The following is a 14,329-nucleotide window of genomic DNA, read 5'->3' as shown; positions in this document are numbered from 1 at the left end:
TTCTCAAAATTGCACTATACATTTTAAAATATTTTTAAAAATGCCGCAATAAAAGGCGCTGAAACTAACAATCCGTCAAAACGATCCATAAACCCTCCATGTCCGGGAAGCCCTTTTCCCGAATCCTTGATCGCTATGCTCCGCTTAAACAACGATTCTATTAAATCGCCATAGGTACCGGCAATAATGATAATTCCTCCGATGGAAAACCACTTCCACTGTGGAATCACCCCGAAGTTTAAACTAAGCAGGTAAGCCGTTAAAATCGCAGCAGCCGCTCCTCCCAAACTACCTTCCCAGGATTTTTTGGGGGACACTCTCTCAAACAACTTCGTTTTACCGAATTTTGTTCCTGCAAAATACGCACCACTATCACTTGCCCAGAGAATAAAAAGTGACCCCACGATGACCTCATAATGGAAGGTCTTACCCACCGAAAATGCCGCTAAGTTCAATAACGAAAACGGCACTGCCACATAGAATATCCCTAGAAATGTGTAAGCAATACCCGTGAATGGTTTTTTATCCGATTTACGATAGAGTTTGATAAAGAATATCATGGATATCATCGGAAAGATAAGAAAATAATACTTGCCATCCAGATGCTGCATCTCCACAAAAAAAGTCATCACAAAGATCATAAGTCCCAAAAAAGTACCAAATGACTTTAGGGGAAGCATCCCGTCCAGCCCGCAAAGTTTATAAAATTCAAGTTGAGACAAAACCAAAATTGTCCCAAAAATAGAAAAATAAGCCCATTCACTATACATACATCCCAACACAATGACTGCCGCCCCCAATAGGGCAGTAATGATACGCTGTCCCAGTTCACTATAATTGGAAATATTAAAACGATATCTCATTCTTAATTAAATTAGCAGCCTCAAAGGCTTTATCGGAAGCCACCATCACCTGATAACTCCCGTTGATTTGGTACACAGATTCCTTCTTATTCAGTACGATTGCGGTGATGTCATGCTCGCCAAGTACTCCCTTGACGATCTCTGCCCTGACAATAGATCCCGACTCAAAAACCTTCTGCCACTTCTCCATGTGAAGTATTATTTTGATTTCCTTGCTGGATGAAAAATCGCATGCAGATGATAAAGACCATTAGCCCCAATAGCACCGTGTACCAACTGACGCTCTCAGGGTCTTCTATATCAAACTCCATCACCCCCAACTTGTTTAGATAGACCATGACAATCGTAAAGGTATTGTTCAGCACATGCCCTACCATGGGATAAACCAGACTTCCTGAATACAAGTACAAGTAACCAAAAAGTGCTCCAAGAAGTAAACGCGGGAAAAAACCGTAAAACTGAAAGTGAATGGCAGAAAATACAAATGCTGCCAACCATACTCCTACGTGGGCATTGCCAAAATAGCGGTGCAGTTTTGGCTGAAGTACTCCTCTAAAAAAGTACTCTTCACCAATACCAGCAAATACTCCGATCACCAAAACGCCCGCCAAAAACTCACCAAAATTCTGAAAATCGGTCAAAAACTTGGTCATCTTCATGGCTTGGTCCTCCATTTCACGGGCAAAAGCTTCAAATCCCTCCATAAACGCCGGAAACTCCACGTTCATATTCCACTCGATTACCTTGGCATCAAATAAAATGAAGCCAAAAAGCAATGGCAGCAATAGCAAGAGATAAATGAACTTTACACGGGCAAACTGTTGTTTCCATCCCAGGTCAGCTTTTTCCACAATCCGGGAAAACAACCATCCGGCAATAAAAAAAGCCAGTCCTCCGCCTAGGCCTTGAAGAAAGAGCATTGCCATGCGTCCGTTGGGATATTCCAACTCTCCAGTAAACAAGGGCAGGATGTCTTCATAGCTAATATCGAATAGAAAAGGGATAATAACCAATGCAATCCCTTGTGTCAGTGCAAGTACGCCAAAGGTGATCAAAACGAGCACAACCAACGACAATAACCAGTTGTGTTTTGCAGCAATTTGGCTTTGGGTTTTATAAATCTCCATAATTGGGGTAAATTTACAGGAAAATTATAAATCAATCGTGGTAAAAATAGGAAACTTAGCCTTAGGGGAATTTCCCTTACTCTTGGCACCGATGGAAGATGTCAGCGACCCACCGTTCAGAGCGGTGTGTAAGGAAAATGGAGCGGATTTGATGTACACGGAGTTTATCAGTTCTGAAGGACTGATCAGGGATGCGGCAAAAAGTGTCCAAAAACTGGATATTTTTGAATATGAACGCCCTATCGGGATCCAGATCTTCGGAAATGAAATCGACTCCATGCGGGAAGCGGCGGCCATCGCCGAACAGGCCGGACCGGACATTCTGGACATCAACTACGGCTGCCCTGTCAACAAAGTAGCCTGTAAAGGTGCTGGTGCCGGCATTTTGCTCGACATCGATAAAATGGTGAGCATGACTGCAGAGATCGTCAAGGCTGTCAATATCCCCGTTACCGTTAAGACCCGACTGGGATGGGACAATAACACCATCCGGATCGTAGAAGTCGTGGAAAGGCTTCAGGATGTGGGAATCCAGGCCATCAGCGTACATGCCCGTACCAGAAAGCAAATGTATAAAGGTGAAGCTGACTGGACATACCTGGCCAAGATCAAGGAAAACCAACGAATCCACATTCCATTGTTTGGCAATGGCGACATCGACAGTCCTGAGAGGGCGCTGGAATACCGCAACCGCTTTGGCGTGGACGGCATGATGATCGGCCGTGCGGCGATCGGCTATCCATGGATTTTCAATGAAATAAAGCATTACTTTGAAACCGGGGAAAAACTTGCTGCCCCAGGCTTGGAAGAACGGATCAGTATTGCTAAAAAACACTTGGACTTTTCTGTCAAATGGAAAGGCGAAAAACTCGGCATCTTGGAAATGAGAAGGCATTATACCAATTACTTCCGTGGCATGCCCAATTTCAAGCCTTACCGCACCAAAATGGTCACCGCAGACAGTTATGCCGAAGTATCTTCACTCCTAGATCAAGTCTCCGTGGATTTTGCTGACTATCAGTTTGTCAATCAAGGCTAATAAGAGGCCCAGATTTGAGGCGTAAGTCTTGGGAGGGGAGACTTGTACTTGGAATCCCACCAAGGAGCAATTTACCATGGGCTTCACCCATGGCTATAAATATATCGCCCCTCTGGGGCTAGCTTTCGAGCGCAATCTTTCAATGTAGGCCCAACATGCACTTGGTGCCTTTGGGCCTTTGTGGCATTTTTATGTATCGGCGGTTTTGCCATTAACCTCAGTTCGATTATCAAATCGTCAATGCGAGGCTTAGAGGGAGATTTGAGGGTTGGAAAAGGGTTCGTATGACGCTTTTTATACTAAAATTAAGTCGAGCTCTGGTCATTAAGAAACTGGCAGCCCCCAACTTTTACGCTTGATCCAGTAACCATCATTACATCAAATAGGGCTGCCTTCCCACTCGAAGGCAGCCCTATTCATGCTGTTAAATCTTGATACACTTTTCTCTTTCCTGTTGGCTCTTTTCTCTTTACTTAGTCTCTTCCACCAAAAAAGATCATCGCATAATATGCCAATGTCGCTAAAGAAGCTAGCGCGGCTACCACATAAGTCATCGCGGCCCATTTCAAGGAATCTTTGGACATTTCATATTCTGAAGGCGTGACTATATTTCTCTCCTTCACCCAAGCCAAGGCCCTTCTACTGGCGTCAAACTCTACAGGCAGGGTCACCAACGTAAATAGCGTAATCACGCCATATGAGCCTACCACAATCACCCCTACAGCTTCCAACGGCAAGCCAAAAAGTGCCAAGCCACCAAATAGCGAAGCGATCAGTACGAAATTAAGGATTTTACCGCTGACATTCTGAATCGGCACCATCGCTGATCGTAATCCCAGCCAAGCATAAGACTGGGCATGCTGCACGGCGTGGCCACATTCGTGGGCTGACACTGCAGTCGCTGCGGCATTCCTTCCATAGTAAACATCAGGACTGAGGTTTACCGTTTTGTTTTGTGGATTATAGTGGTCAGTAAGCTTCCCCTCCACACAATTCACCGTCACATGATGTATCCCGTGATCAGCCAGCATTAATTCCGCTATTTCCTTACCGGATAAATTGGCCTCCAAGGCCGTTTGGGAATATTTCTTGAATTTACTCTTGAGCTTTTGACTGATGACAAAGCCCATAATCCCAAATACAACTACAATTAGAATCAGTAACATATTTTTGTTTGTTTTAAACGCTTAATTATTACGCAAATGTTCTACATGTGGTTTTGCTGTAACGGAAATTTTTGCCACTACTAAGAGGCTGATCACTCCTGCCACCAACACGATCAGCACTTGCGAACTATGGACGATCACCGCAAATATTTTGCCCTCTTCCTCAGTCAGCCCATATGTCATTAAAATAAAAGCCACTAGGGCATGGAAGGTCCCTATTCCCCCTTGGACAGGTGCCACCATGCCTATACTCCCCATTACCATAACCATCAATACCGCCGAAGGAGACAAATTGGCAGTACTGGGCATGGCCATGGCAATGAAATACATCATCAGAAAATATATTATCCATATGCCTACAGATGCAAGCCAGAAACCCAAGCGGTTTTTCATACGCTGTACACTCTTAAGCCCTCCAATGAGCTCTCTCATAAAGTGATGAAATTTCTTGACCAATCCGTGATCACGATAGCGATTGGAAACCCAATAAAATATAATCGCCAACAAAATCACTCCACCGATCAGCAAGGGCATATATTCCTGCAAGCCAGCCCCAATGGCTTCAAGGGAAACCAGTTCCTGTGCCAATCCCACAAAAACTTCACGTTCGAGGATAAATGCCAAAAAAATAGCCCCCAACATAAACAGCAGGTCCACTGATCGCTCCAAAATCACGGTACCGAGCAATTTGCTGACCGGAAGATTCTCGGTCTTCTTAAGCACTCCGCAGCGGGCTACTTCTCCTGCTCGAGGCACAAGCATATTGACCAAATAGCCGATCATAAGGCCCCAGAAAGCCCTTGAAGTAGGCAGCCTCTCTTCCAGATCTGCATCTATGAGCAACTTCCATCGCCATGCTCTTACGCCAAATCCCAAGATCGAGACACCAATGGACATGCAGATCCAAAACAGTGAAGCCTGCTGAAGTGCTTCCAACAGGCTTTCCATTTTTACATCTTTATATAAGAACCAAAAAATCCAAATAGCCACCACTAAGGATATGGCCACTTGGATCCATTGCTTTACACTAAGTTTCAAATCAGATCAATTTATTTGAGTCGTCCGGAAATATGACCACTGGTTTATACTGCTTGGCCTCTTCAAAATCCATGGAAGCATACGAAATAATGATCACTACATCACCTACTTGTGCTTTTCTGGCCGCAGGTCCATTCAGGCAGACCATTCCGCTGCCACGCTCACCCTTGATCACATAAGTCTCCAGTCGCTCACCATTGTTGATATTGACGATCTGTACTTTTTCGTTTTCAATCATATTAGCAGCGTCCATCAAATCCTCATCAATGGTGATACTTCCCACATAATGAAGTTCTGCTTGTGTAATCTTGACCCTGTGAATCTTTGATTTCAATAACTGAATTTGCATTGCTTTCTAAATTTGCCACAAATTTAAGGATTAAATCGATAAGTTGTCGATCAGCCTCACCTCTCCTACGTAAGCTGCGGTGCAAATAGAATATTCCTGAGGTTCGGCTTGTTGCGAAATATCTATTGCTGACACCGTTTCGAGGCTTTTTGTCCTCACTAACTCAAAATATTCCAGCTCCACTCCCTGTTCCAAATTAAATTTGTGTGATATTTTCTTCTGCACTTCAAACCACGACTTGCCTGCTAAAAGTTCCTTTCGCGCCAAGGTCAGGGAATCAAAAAGAATCAAGGCCCTTTTACGATCTACCGCTGTCAACCTTCCATTTCGGGAAGACATGGCCAAGCCATCAAGTTCACGTGAAGTAGGCACGACGACCACCTCCACCCCAAAAGACAGGTCATCCACCATTCTCCGGATAATAGCTACCTGCTGAAGGTCCTTTTGGCCAAAAAATGCCTTGTCGGGCTGCACGATATGAAACAACTTGGAAACGATCACCCCCACGCCATTAAAATGCCCCGGTCTAAATGCCCCCTCCAAGACCCTCTCCAAAGCCCCAAAGTCAAAAGTCAGCTTGGTGGGTTCAGGGTACATCTCTCCCACAGCAGGCAAAAACACCATGTCCACTCCCGCTTCGCCCAACAGCTTCACGTCCTGCTCTATGGTCCGGGGATATTTTTCCAGATCCGCAGGATTATTAAACTGGGTGGGATTGACAAAGATGGAGACTACAACAAAATCAGTATTGGCCTTGGCATTTTTCACCAATTTTAAGTGCCCGTCATGGAGGGCTCCCATAGTGGGCACTAAGCCAATTGTTTGGCCTGTTTTCCGGCAGGCAAATAGCTGCTGTTTAAGGGCTTGTTTGGTTTCGAGAATTTTCACGGCTTTTCAATTACACTTAGCAAAATAGGAGCAAAAGTAAATTATTCTAGACAATATCAACGGGTTTTTGTATTTTTTTTTGTATCTTTGTAGTCCCGTATTATCCCTCAACAAAAAAAACAAGATATGTCCAAACTTCGTATTCTCTACGTAGCAAGTGAAATCAATCCATTTCTTCAAACCTCAGAGGTAGCTAACTTCGTTAGGGCCTTGCCGCAGGCAATGCAGGAGAAAGGAATGGAAATCCGTATTCTTGTTCCGAGATTTGGTTTGATCAACGAAAGAAAGAACAGGTTGCATGAAGTGGTAAGGCTTTCAGGAATCAACATTTCTGTTGGTGAGGAGGAAAAACCATTGATCATTAAGGTGGCTTCCATTCCTAATGCAAAGCTTCAGGTATATTTTATTGACAACGAAGACTATTTCCAGCGAAAAAGCGTTTTCCATGACAAGCAGGAAAAATTCTATGAAGACAATGACGAAAGGGCCATTTTCTTCTGTAAGGGTGTCATCGAAACGGTCAAAAAACTGGGCTGGGCCCCTGACGTGGTCCACTGCAATGACTGGATGACCAGCTTGATTCCATTGTACCTGAAAACCACCTACAAAAACGAACCGCTATTTAAAAACACAAAATCCGTATTCACCATTTATAATAACGGATTTAATCATAAATTTGGCGATGACTTGTTAGAAAAGGTCAAAATGGTCGATATCGATGATAGCATCCTGTCACCATTGAAGTCCAAAGACTTCGAAGGCTTCCTCAAAATAGGCATGGAATATGCCGATGTGGTGATCAAAGGCGACGAAATCTCTGACAGTCTAAATCAAATTATTGAAGAGTGCTCTAAAGACAAAAAGTGTGATATTAACAACGAAGACGAAGAAGAACAACTTTTTGAAAGTTATTACAACATCTATACAGACCTGGCAGGCTAAGCTTGCAGGTCTATTGATGCTTTCTACACCATTGATCAATGGATGTACTGACCCATCCGACATCGGATTGGTGCTGGATCCAGAGGCAAACAGAATAGGGGTTTTCTATGCAGAAATACCCCTTTCTGCTTATTTGGTATCCATAGACAGTTTAAACACCACCAATTCCGGAGTCTTGGTCGCTGGAGGTGACATGAGCGATTATTTTGGGGAAACCGAATCAACGGCGTTCAGCAGACTCTCCTTCGGGAATTCTGCCGCCCGCCCGAACAGCGATGCCATCCTTGATTCCGCCAAATTCAGCTTGGACATCCTGACGTTGACCGCAGAAGACCTCGACGAGGCCAAAACCTTCTCTGCCCACAAACTTACAGAACCTATTCTCGATACCGCTTATTACAATTTCGACCACTTGGACTACGAGGAAGCTCCCTTTGCCAGTGGTTCCTTTATGTTGGAGGAAAATTCCGATACGATCGTATTCATGAATTTGGACGAGGCCCTGGCCACGGATCTCTTCACCAAGCTAAAGGATGAAGACCCGGTATTTAAGGATATCTTTGCTTTTAGGGATTACTTTCCGGGCTTTGCCCTGAAAGGGTCAGCCGAACAGCAAACGACCATTCATGTAAACAGGGGGCAATATAACAGTGGCCCACCCAATACAGGTATCAAGCTGTATTACAGAAACAGCGAAGAAGACACTGTTTCCAGCGTCTATTCCATTTATACCAATGGTTCCAGACACTTCAATGGCATGACAAATAACCCTACCGGTACGCCGACGGAGATCGTTACAGAGAAAAATACCGCTTATAACGTCGGTAACTTGGTAGGCAGCAAGGCCCTGCTCGGACACATGGTAAAACTTGACATGGAACCGCTGTCAAACTTCCTCGATACTGTGGACAATGTAATCTTCAACAGGGCCACCTTGGAGATGGGGCCTGTCGAAAATTTCCCAGACAGTAAAATGCCCATTCAAGGGCTCATCCAGTATTTTACGGATGACACCAACAAAATCCTAAGAAGGGAAGAAGATGGTGCTCCATATAGTGTACAACAAGGTACTGTACCGCAGACCACCACCGATGAAAACGGGAATGCGGTTCCGGCAATCACATCTGGCGGTACCAACCCATTAGCATTCAATACCGAAGAATTCACATACGTACCGGCCAATTCCCAAAGCGGCATCGTTGACTATGTGGACGCATTGTACAGAACGGATGTCATGCGTACGGATTTGCTGCTATACCCCGCTAGGGTATCTATATCAGGAAGGACTATTTCCACTTCCAGTGACTTTACCCGCTCCCTTAGAGAGTACATTATCAATCAAAATTCAATAGTGCTCAAAATCTATTATTCTAAACTTAGATAATTGATCATGATATAATTAGAAATTAAATTCGGACCCTAATAAGTAATTTTTATGTGTGGAATTGTTGCCTATGTTGGCAAGCAGGAAGCCCTGCCTGTCATCATAAAAGGCCTAAAACGCCTCGAATATCGTGGCTATGACAGTGCCGGTGTGGCCTTACTAAATGACGCCGGACTAAACGTTTATAAGAAGAAAGGAAAAGTTTCGGAACTGGAAAACTTCATCGAAGCCAACCCTAACCTTCACTCTCACATCGGTATAGGACATACCCGATGGGCCACCCATGGCGAGCCCAATGATGTCAATGCCCACCCGCATTACTCCTCTTCGGAAAATTTTGCCATGATCCATAACGGCATCATCGAAAATTACGAAGTTCTCAAAACCGACCTGATCAACAAAGGATACACCTTTCACAGTGATACAGACTCGGAAGTGTTTATCAACTTTATTGAAGACATCCACCAAAACAACAACTGCAGCTTGGAAGAGGCCGTTAGACTGGCACTTCATAAGATTGTAGGGGCATATGCCATTGTTTTGATGAACAAAGAGGAACCCGACACCTTGATTGCTGCCCGAAAAGGTTCTCCACTGGTCATCGGTGTAGGCGAGGAAGAGTTTTTCCTGGCTTCTGATGCCACCCCTATAGTGGAATACACCAATCAGGTGGTTTATTTGGACGACTATGAAATTGCGGTTATCCGTGATGCCAAACTCCAGATCAAGACCATCGAAAACGTCGAAACCCACCCCTATATCAATAAATTGGACATGGAGCTGGAAGCCATCGAAAAAGGCGGCTACGAACACTTCATGCTCAAGGAGATCAACGAGCAGCCGCGTTCGATTGCGGACTGTATGCGGGGAAGGCTGGACTCCAGGGCCGGCCGATTGATCCTTGGCGGATTGAGAGATTATATGAACAAGTTCCAAAATGCCGACCGAATCATCATTACGGCCTGTGGCACCAGTTGGCATGCCGGATTGGTGGCAGAATACCTCTTTGAGGAATTTGCGCGTGTCCCCGTGGAAGTAGAATACGCTTCGGAATTCCGTTATAGAAATCCAGTGATCAACAGCCGTGACTTTGTTATTGCCATCTCCCAGTCTGGAGAAACGGCAGATACGCTTGCCGCTATCGAATTGGCCAAGCAGAAGGGAGCCACGATCTTTGGTGTCTGTAATGTGGTAGGCTCATCCATCGCCCGTGCAACACATGCTGGCTCCTACACCCACGCCGGACCTGAAATCGGCGTCGCCTCTACCAAGGCCTTTACGGCACAGATTTCAGTGCTCTCCATGATGGCGCTGATGCTTGGTTACCAACGAGGTACACTTCCCGAAAGTAAATACATGGAACTGCTCAGCGAATTGGAAGCGATTCCTGCAAAAGTCGAAAAGGCCCTAAAGCTAAATGAGCAAATCGAACGGATCGCTGCGCAGTATAAGGACGCCAGAAACTTCCTTTACCTGGGAAGGGGCTATAACTTCCCAGTGGCACTTGAGGGAGCTCTTAAACTGAAGGAAATCTCCTACATTCACGCTGAAGGATATCCTGCTGCAGAAATGAAGCATGGTCCTATCGCCCTGATAGATGAAGAAATGCCGGTGGTATTTATCGCCACTCAGGATAGTTCTTATGAAAAGGTGGTCAGCAATATCCAAGAGGTAAAAGCCCGTAAAGGAAAGATCATCGCCGTAGTGACGGAAGGTGATCAAACCGTGAAAAAAATGGCCGACCATGTGATCGAAATCCCAAGGGCTCACGAGGCCTTTGTACCGTTAATTTCCGTGCTTCCACTGCAACAGCTTTCCTATCACATCGCGGTGATGCGTGGCTGTAATGTGGACCAGCCAAGGAATTTGGCCAAGTCAGTGACGGTGGAATAAGCTTCCACATCATATTAACCTCAGTTCGATTATAAAATCGTCACTGCGAGGCTTAGAGGGAGATATGAGGGGTAGAAGCCGTGGCAGCTCGCCGCGGCGAGTTGCCACACCCTTTTCCAACCCACATCCTCCTTAAAAGGGTTCGCTATGACGCTTTTAATACTAAAATTAAGTCGAGCTCAGGTTATTACTCCAAAAGAAGGCTGTGAAATTTTGTTCACAGCCTTCTTTTTTTTGCATTCGAATGATCCGTTCCATTGGGTAAAGTAAAAAAAGGATCAAGCAATATTTCTGGGGGGACGAATGTTGACGTGGTCTTATGAAAGAAAACTTCATACCGTTAAAACGATGGGCTTATTCCATCCGCACGAATGGTTTTAGCGGGAATTTGTGGGGGAATAGGGAGGGATGCAGCTAAAACTGAAAACATTGGATGGGCAATTTACCATGGGCTTCACCCAAGGCTATGAACATGTCGCTCCTCTGGGAGCTAGCTTTCGAGTGTAATCTTTCAATGCAGGTCCATCAAGCACTTGGTGCCTTTAAACCTTTGTGACATTTTTATGTATCGGTTTTTTTGCCATTAAGAAAACTGGTAGGTCCCAACTTTTCCGCTTGGTCCTAAAAAAACCGGAGACTAGCTGTCGATTCCTAAATATCCAAATCACAAAAAACTTTTGCCCCGTGCAACTATCCATTTCAGTGGGGTGTTATGGAAAAACTTGAAATTTTGCAGATTATCAACCACAAAGACTTAACCCTTTATGACATCAAACACTACGGATAATCAACCGCTGAGGAGTTGGCTTCTCTTGGGTTTTCTATCACTGGTTTGGGGCAGTTCGTTTATCCTGATTAAGAAAGGTCTGATGGCCTTTTCCCCTGGCGAAGTAGGGGCGTACCGTATCGTCTCTGCCGCCGCCGTACTGCTTCCGCTTTCCCTTCCGAGGATAGCGAAGTTAAACAGAAAGCAAATCGGCAATCTTGCGGTAGTGGGATTAGTGGGGAGTTTTTTACCAGCATTTCTCTTTGCCAAAGCCCAAACACAACTGAGCAGTTCCATTACAGGTGTACTCAATGCACTCACACCACTTTTTGTGGTGGTGATAGGGGCTTTGTTTTTTAAGGCAAAAATAACTGTCAGAAATGGCTTGGGACTGCTCATTGCCTTTATTGGCGTCATCATACTTATCAGCGTAAAAGAAGGCAGCAGCAGCATCACCAGTTTGTCTTCCATTAATGCCTATGCACTGTTGGTTATTTTGGCGACCATCTGTTACGGCATTAACCTGAATATTATCAAACACTGGTTTAACGCACTGAAACCTGTTGAAATCACAGCCATTTCATTGCTGCTAGCACTCCCAGTAGCACTAGGATACCTTCTCCTTCAAACGGACTTCACGCATAAGCTAATCCATGAAGATGGGGCACTCATGGCCGCTGGCTACCTGACTATTCTAGGAGTCCTCGGAACAGCCGTCTCCCTTATCCTTTTCAACGGCCTAGTTAAAATCGCCAGTCCTGTATTTGCGAGCTCGGTCACCTACCTTATTCCTATTGTAGCGATCGGATGGGGGGTATGGGACGGTGAAGTCCTCCTTCCAGGGCATTTCATGGGCATGATTGCGGTGATTACCGGAGTCTGGATCGGGAACAGAAAAAAGAAAAAACAGGTCATTGCTGCGCCTTCTTCCAGTGCCTAATTTCTCTTTTGCTCATCTCTTTTGTAAAAAGCTCTCCCGGGAGAGTAGCGGTAAAAATGTTGTGATTCCGCAGTGACACTTCGCCCCTTTGGGCATCCTAATTTCTCAAATCACCGGGCCATTATCTTAATACCACTATTTTCCCTTCAACTTGTTTCTCCAAGCATAGGCCAGCATGGGCAACTGGGCATAGCTCTTCACGCCTGCCTTGACTCCCTGGGCTTTAAGAAAAAGATCATTTGACCGCCTACTCAGCTCTAAGGAAAAGGCCTTGATTTGCCGGTGGTTTTCCGAAATATCGATCAGGTCATTTCTTAAACCCTTATCCATGGTAGTCAAAAACTGTCGATACCCTGCCGGATCTAACCGATACAGATCGTTCAGCTGATAGCTTAATAACCTCAAGTGTCCAGAGTATTGTAAAAGTGGATTATCACTATGGCTGCAGATTACCCAACCGATAAAATTGGCTTCCCCTTCATTGGTCACACCATAGCTATGCGCCATCTCGTGCGCGATCGTAAAGGGCTTTTCCAGCGGATGCAATGTGGGATCTATGTAACTTTCTCCCACAAATGGAAAATAAATCCCCAAAATCCCCAGTTTTCTGAGTAATCCATCTGGGTAAAGCTGCTTGGTTCGGGGATGACCTGTAAAATTAAGGCCCATCATGTACAGGTTTTCACGGATATTCGCCCGAACCACATTTTCCAGCTCACCATATGGCAAGGTGCTTCCTATCGCAACGGTGTCATCCGAAATATTAGGACGTATCTGATGGAGCAAATCCCTGGTCAGCACCATTTCATTCACCAAGGTTTCTTTTTCTAATGCCATTGGTTTAAGGCCCAGTTGCTGAAAAATTGGCACCCGTTGATAATTAAACCCCCAAAGCACCAAAAAGAAAAAAACCAAAAAACCACCAAAATTGAGCACGCACCTGCCACTGAACAACAATTTACCCTTCCACCCTACTCGTTTCCTTACCTTCCAGATAAACAGCCCAAACGACACCAATACACCCAAAAAGAAAAGATATACGGTTGGAAAAGGCAAACGGGAAACGGTAATATCAATGATATTACGGATAGCTGGAAAAAACTCACGGGAATAAATGCGCTCTGTCGCCTCGGGAAACCGGACTGCAAAATAGCGGATGACAAGGCACAACACTCCTAAAAACACCCAAGTCCAGTTTCTCTTCAACATATACTAGCAAAAGTTTTAATAAACTGTCAGCAAAAAAAAGGCCATCCGCTATCTCGAATGACCTGAACGATTCAATTACTTCTTTAAATCCCTTCAGCCTCCACAGTCTTCACATCATCAGGTAGCATTCGGGTAAGGAGGTTTTCTATTCCGGCTTTTAGGGTCACTGTACTTGAGGGACAACCAGAACAAGCTCCTTGCAAGAGCACCTTGACCACTCCTTCTTGAAAACTATGGAAGATAATGGCGCCGCCATCCTGCTCCACTGCGGGCCGGATATACTCATCAAGGATTCCCTTGATCTTTTTGACCACTTCACTATCGTTCTCATCGAACAAAGGATCCTTGTCCAATACTACGTCTATGGCAGGTTTTCCGGATTCCAGGTATTGCCTGATATGATCACGGATAAAATCCTGCACTTCCGGCCACTCCACTTCTTCCGTTTTGGTCACCGTCACAAAATTGGAGGTGATGAAGACACGGTCCACCGCTGCAAAGTTGAACAACTCTTTTGCCAACTGCGAATTCTCTGTACTCTTTTCATCTGGATAGTCAAAGCTCACCCCTTCATCGGTCAACATGAAGTTGACCACAAACTTCAACGAGTTTGGGTTAGGGTTGGCTTCCATATAAATATGTACTGGCTTCTTTTGCGCTTGTAACATGGCTAATATTTTTTCTTGCGAATATCTAATGTGGTAAACAGACCATCAGTAACCACC

Annotated in this window: 14 protein-coding genes; 5 read left to right on the top strand and 9 right to left on the bottom strand. The window is 44.9% G+C overall.

Features of this window, described 5'->3' with window-relative positions; all coding sequences use genetic code 11:
- Positions 1–23: 23 nt before the first annotated feature.
- The 3 genes from FDP09_RS06920 to FDP09_RS06910 are packed head-to-tail and all read right to left on the bottom strand — an operon-like array spanning position 24 to position 1,990.
- On the bottom strand, positions 24–863 hold the full coding sequence (locus FDP09_RS06920; protein WP_137401965.1) for a phosphatidate cytidylyltransferase: 840 nt from the start codon (positions 861–863) through the stop codon (positions 24–26).
- Positions 847–1,053: a putative signal transducing protein gene (locus tag FDP09_RS06915; protein WP_137401964.1), complete on the bottom strand. Its 207-nt coding sequence runs from the start codon at positions 1,051–1,053 to the stop codon at positions 847–849. Before FDP09_RS06915 ends, FDP09_RS06920 begins: the two co-directional genes overlap by 17 nt.
- The gene (locus FDP09_RS06910; protein WP_137401963.1) at positions 1,028–1,990 is read right to left on the bottom strand and encodes a CPBP family intramembrane glutamic endopeptidase; all 963 of its coding nucleotides are present in this window, start codon (positions 1,988–1,990) and stop codon (positions 1,028–1,030) included. Before FDP09_RS06910 ends, FDP09_RS06915 begins: the two co-directional genes overlap by 26 nt.
- Before the next feature lie 37 nt (positions 1,991–2,027).
- On the opposite strand from FDP09_RS06910, the gene dusB reads away from it, so the two are divergent.
- Entirely contained in the window at positions 2,028–3,029 is a 1,002-nt protein-coding gene (gene dusB, locus FDP09_RS06905; RefSeq protein WP_137401962.1) for a tRNA dihydrouridine synthase DusB, read from the top strand.
- Between the two features lie 473 nt (positions 3,030–3,502).
- On the opposite strand, the gene FDP09_RS06900 is transcribed toward dusB, so the two are convergent.
- From FDP09_RS06900 to panC, 4 genes are read right to left on the bottom strand one after another with little or no spacing between them, the layout of a single operon-like run.
- Positions 3,503–4,195 (bottom strand): zinc metallopeptidase, encoded by a 693-nt coding sequence (locus tag FDP09_RS06900; protein ID WP_137401961.1) that lies wholly within the window; start codon positions 4,193–4,195, stop codon positions 3,503–3,505.
- A 21-nt stretch (positions 4,196–4,216) separates the two neighbouring features.
- Positions 4,217–5,233 carry a lysylphosphatidylglycerol synthase transmembrane domain-containing protein gene (locus FDP09_RS06895; RefSeq protein WP_137401960.1) on the bottom strand — a complete coding sequence of 339 codons (1,017 nt, stop codon included), beginning with the start codon at positions 5,231–5,233 and terminating at the stop codon, positions 4,217–4,219.
- 1 nt (position 5,234) lies between these two features.
- On the bottom strand, positions 5,235–5,582 hold the full coding sequence (panD, locus tag FDP09_RS06890) for an aspartate 1-decarboxylase (RefSeq protein ID WP_137401959.1): 348 nt from the start codon (positions 5,580–5,582) through the stop codon (positions 5,235–5,237).
- A 30-nt stretch (positions 5,583–5,612) separates the two neighbouring features.
- Positions 5,613–6,470 (bottom strand): pantoate--beta-alanine ligase, encoded by an 858-nt coding sequence (gene panC, locus FDP09_RS06885; RefSeq protein ID WP_137401958.1) that lies wholly within the window; start codon positions 6,468–6,470, stop codon positions 5,613–5,615.
- 126 nt (positions 6,471–6,596) lie between these two features.
- Here panC and FDP09_RS06880 point away from each other — a divergent pair, with 126 nt between their 5' ends.
- The 4 genes from FDP09_RS06880 to FDP09_RS06865 all read left to right on the top strand — a co-directional run bounded on the left by FDP09_RS06880 (position 6,597) and on the right by FDP09_RS06865 (position 12,395).
- Entirely contained in the window at positions 6,597–7,412 is an 816-nt protein-coding gene (locus FDP09_RS06880; protein ID WP_137401957.1) for a glycogen/starch synthase, read from the top strand.
- Entirely contained in the window at positions 7,372–8,796 is a 1,425-nt protein-coding gene (locus FDP09_RS06875) for a DUF4270 domain-containing protein (RefSeq protein WP_137401956.1), read from the top strand. The genes FDP09_RS06880 and FDP09_RS06875 overlap by 41 nt, the downstream gene beginning before the upstream one ends.
- A gap of 51 nt (positions 8,797–8,847) precedes the next feature.
- Complete coding sequence (glmS, locus tag FDP09_RS06870) at positions 8,848–10,689, top strand: glutamine--fructose-6-phosphate transaminase (isomerizing) (protein WP_137401955.1); 1,842 nt, start codon at positions 8,848–8,850, stop codon at positions 10,687–10,689.
- A 764-nt stretch (positions 10,690–11,453) separates the two neighbouring features.
- Positions 11,454–12,395: a DMT family transporter gene (locus FDP09_RS06865; RefSeq protein ID WP_137401954.1), complete on the top strand. Its 942-nt coding sequence runs from the start codon at positions 11,454–11,456 to the stop codon at positions 12,393–12,395.
- Between the two features lie 135 nt (positions 12,396–12,530).
- Here the strand turns inward: FDP09_RS06865 and FDP09_RS06860 are convergent, their stop codons facing one another.
- Both FDP09_RS06860 and FDP09_RS06855 read right to left on the bottom strand, forming a co-directional pair.
- Complete coding sequence (locus tag FDP09_RS06860) at positions 12,531–13,604, bottom strand: DUF3810 domain-containing protein (protein ID WP_137401953.1); 1,074 nt, start codon at positions 13,602–13,604, stop codon at positions 12,531–12,533.
- 83 nt (positions 13,605–13,687) lie between these two features.
- Positions 13,688–14,272 (bottom strand): NifU family protein, encoded by a 585-nt coding sequence (locus FDP09_RS06855; RefSeq protein WP_137401952.1) that lies wholly within the window; start codon positions 14,270–14,272, stop codon positions 13,688–13,690.
- Positions 14,273–14,329: the final 57 nt, after the last annotated feature.

The sequence above is a fragment of the Echinicola rosea genome, assembly GCF_005281475.1.
In the GTDB taxonomy this organism is placed as follows: domain Bacteria; phylum Bacteroidota; class Bacteroidia; order Cytophagales; family Cyclobacteriaceae; genus Echinicola; species Echinicola rosea.
This window is presented reverse-complemented; position numbering and strand designations above follow the sequence as displayed.

Bases quoted from the DNA above. Each gene is read 5' to 3' on its own strand.
- FDP09_RS06920 (WP_137401965.1), bottom strand. From the start codon at position 863: ATGAGATATCGTTTTAATATTTCCAATTATAGTGAACTGGGACAGCGT.
- FDP09_RS06915 (WP_137401964.1), bottom strand. From the start codon at position 1,053: ATGGAGAAGTGGCAGAAGGTTTTTGAGTCGGGATCTATTGTCAGGGCA.
- FDP09_RS06910 (WP_137401963.1), bottom strand. From the start codon at position 1,990: ATGGAGATTTATAAAACCCAAAGCCAAATTGCTGCAAAACACAACTGG.
- FDP09_RS06900 (WP_137401961.1), bottom strand. From the start codon at position 4,195: ATGTTACTGATTCTAATTGTAGTTGTATTTGGGATTATGGGCTTTGTC.
- panD (WP_137401959.1), bottom strand. From the start codon at position 5,582: ATGCAAATTCAGTTATTGAAATCAAAGATTCACAGGGTCAAGATTACA.
- FDP09_RS06880 (WP_137401957.1), top strand. From the start codon at position 6,597: ATGTCCAAACTTCGTATTCTCTACGTAGCAAGTGAAATCAATCCATTT.
- glmS (WP_137401955.1), top strand. From the start codon at position 8,848: ATGTGTGGAATTGTTGCCTATGTTGGCAAGCAGGAAGCCCTGCCTGTC.
- FDP09_RS06865 (WP_137401954.1), top strand. From the start codon at position 11,454: ATGACATCAAACACTACGGATAATCAACCGCTGAGGAGTTGGCTTCTC.
- FDP09_RS06860 (WP_137401953.1), bottom strand. From the start codon at position 13,604: ATGTTGAAGAGAAACTGGACTTGGGTGTTTTTAGGAGTGTTGTGCCTT.
- FDP09_RS06855 (WP_137401952.1), bottom strand. From the start codon at position 14,272: ATGTTACAAGCGCAAAAGAAGCCAGTACATATTTATATGGAAGCCAAC.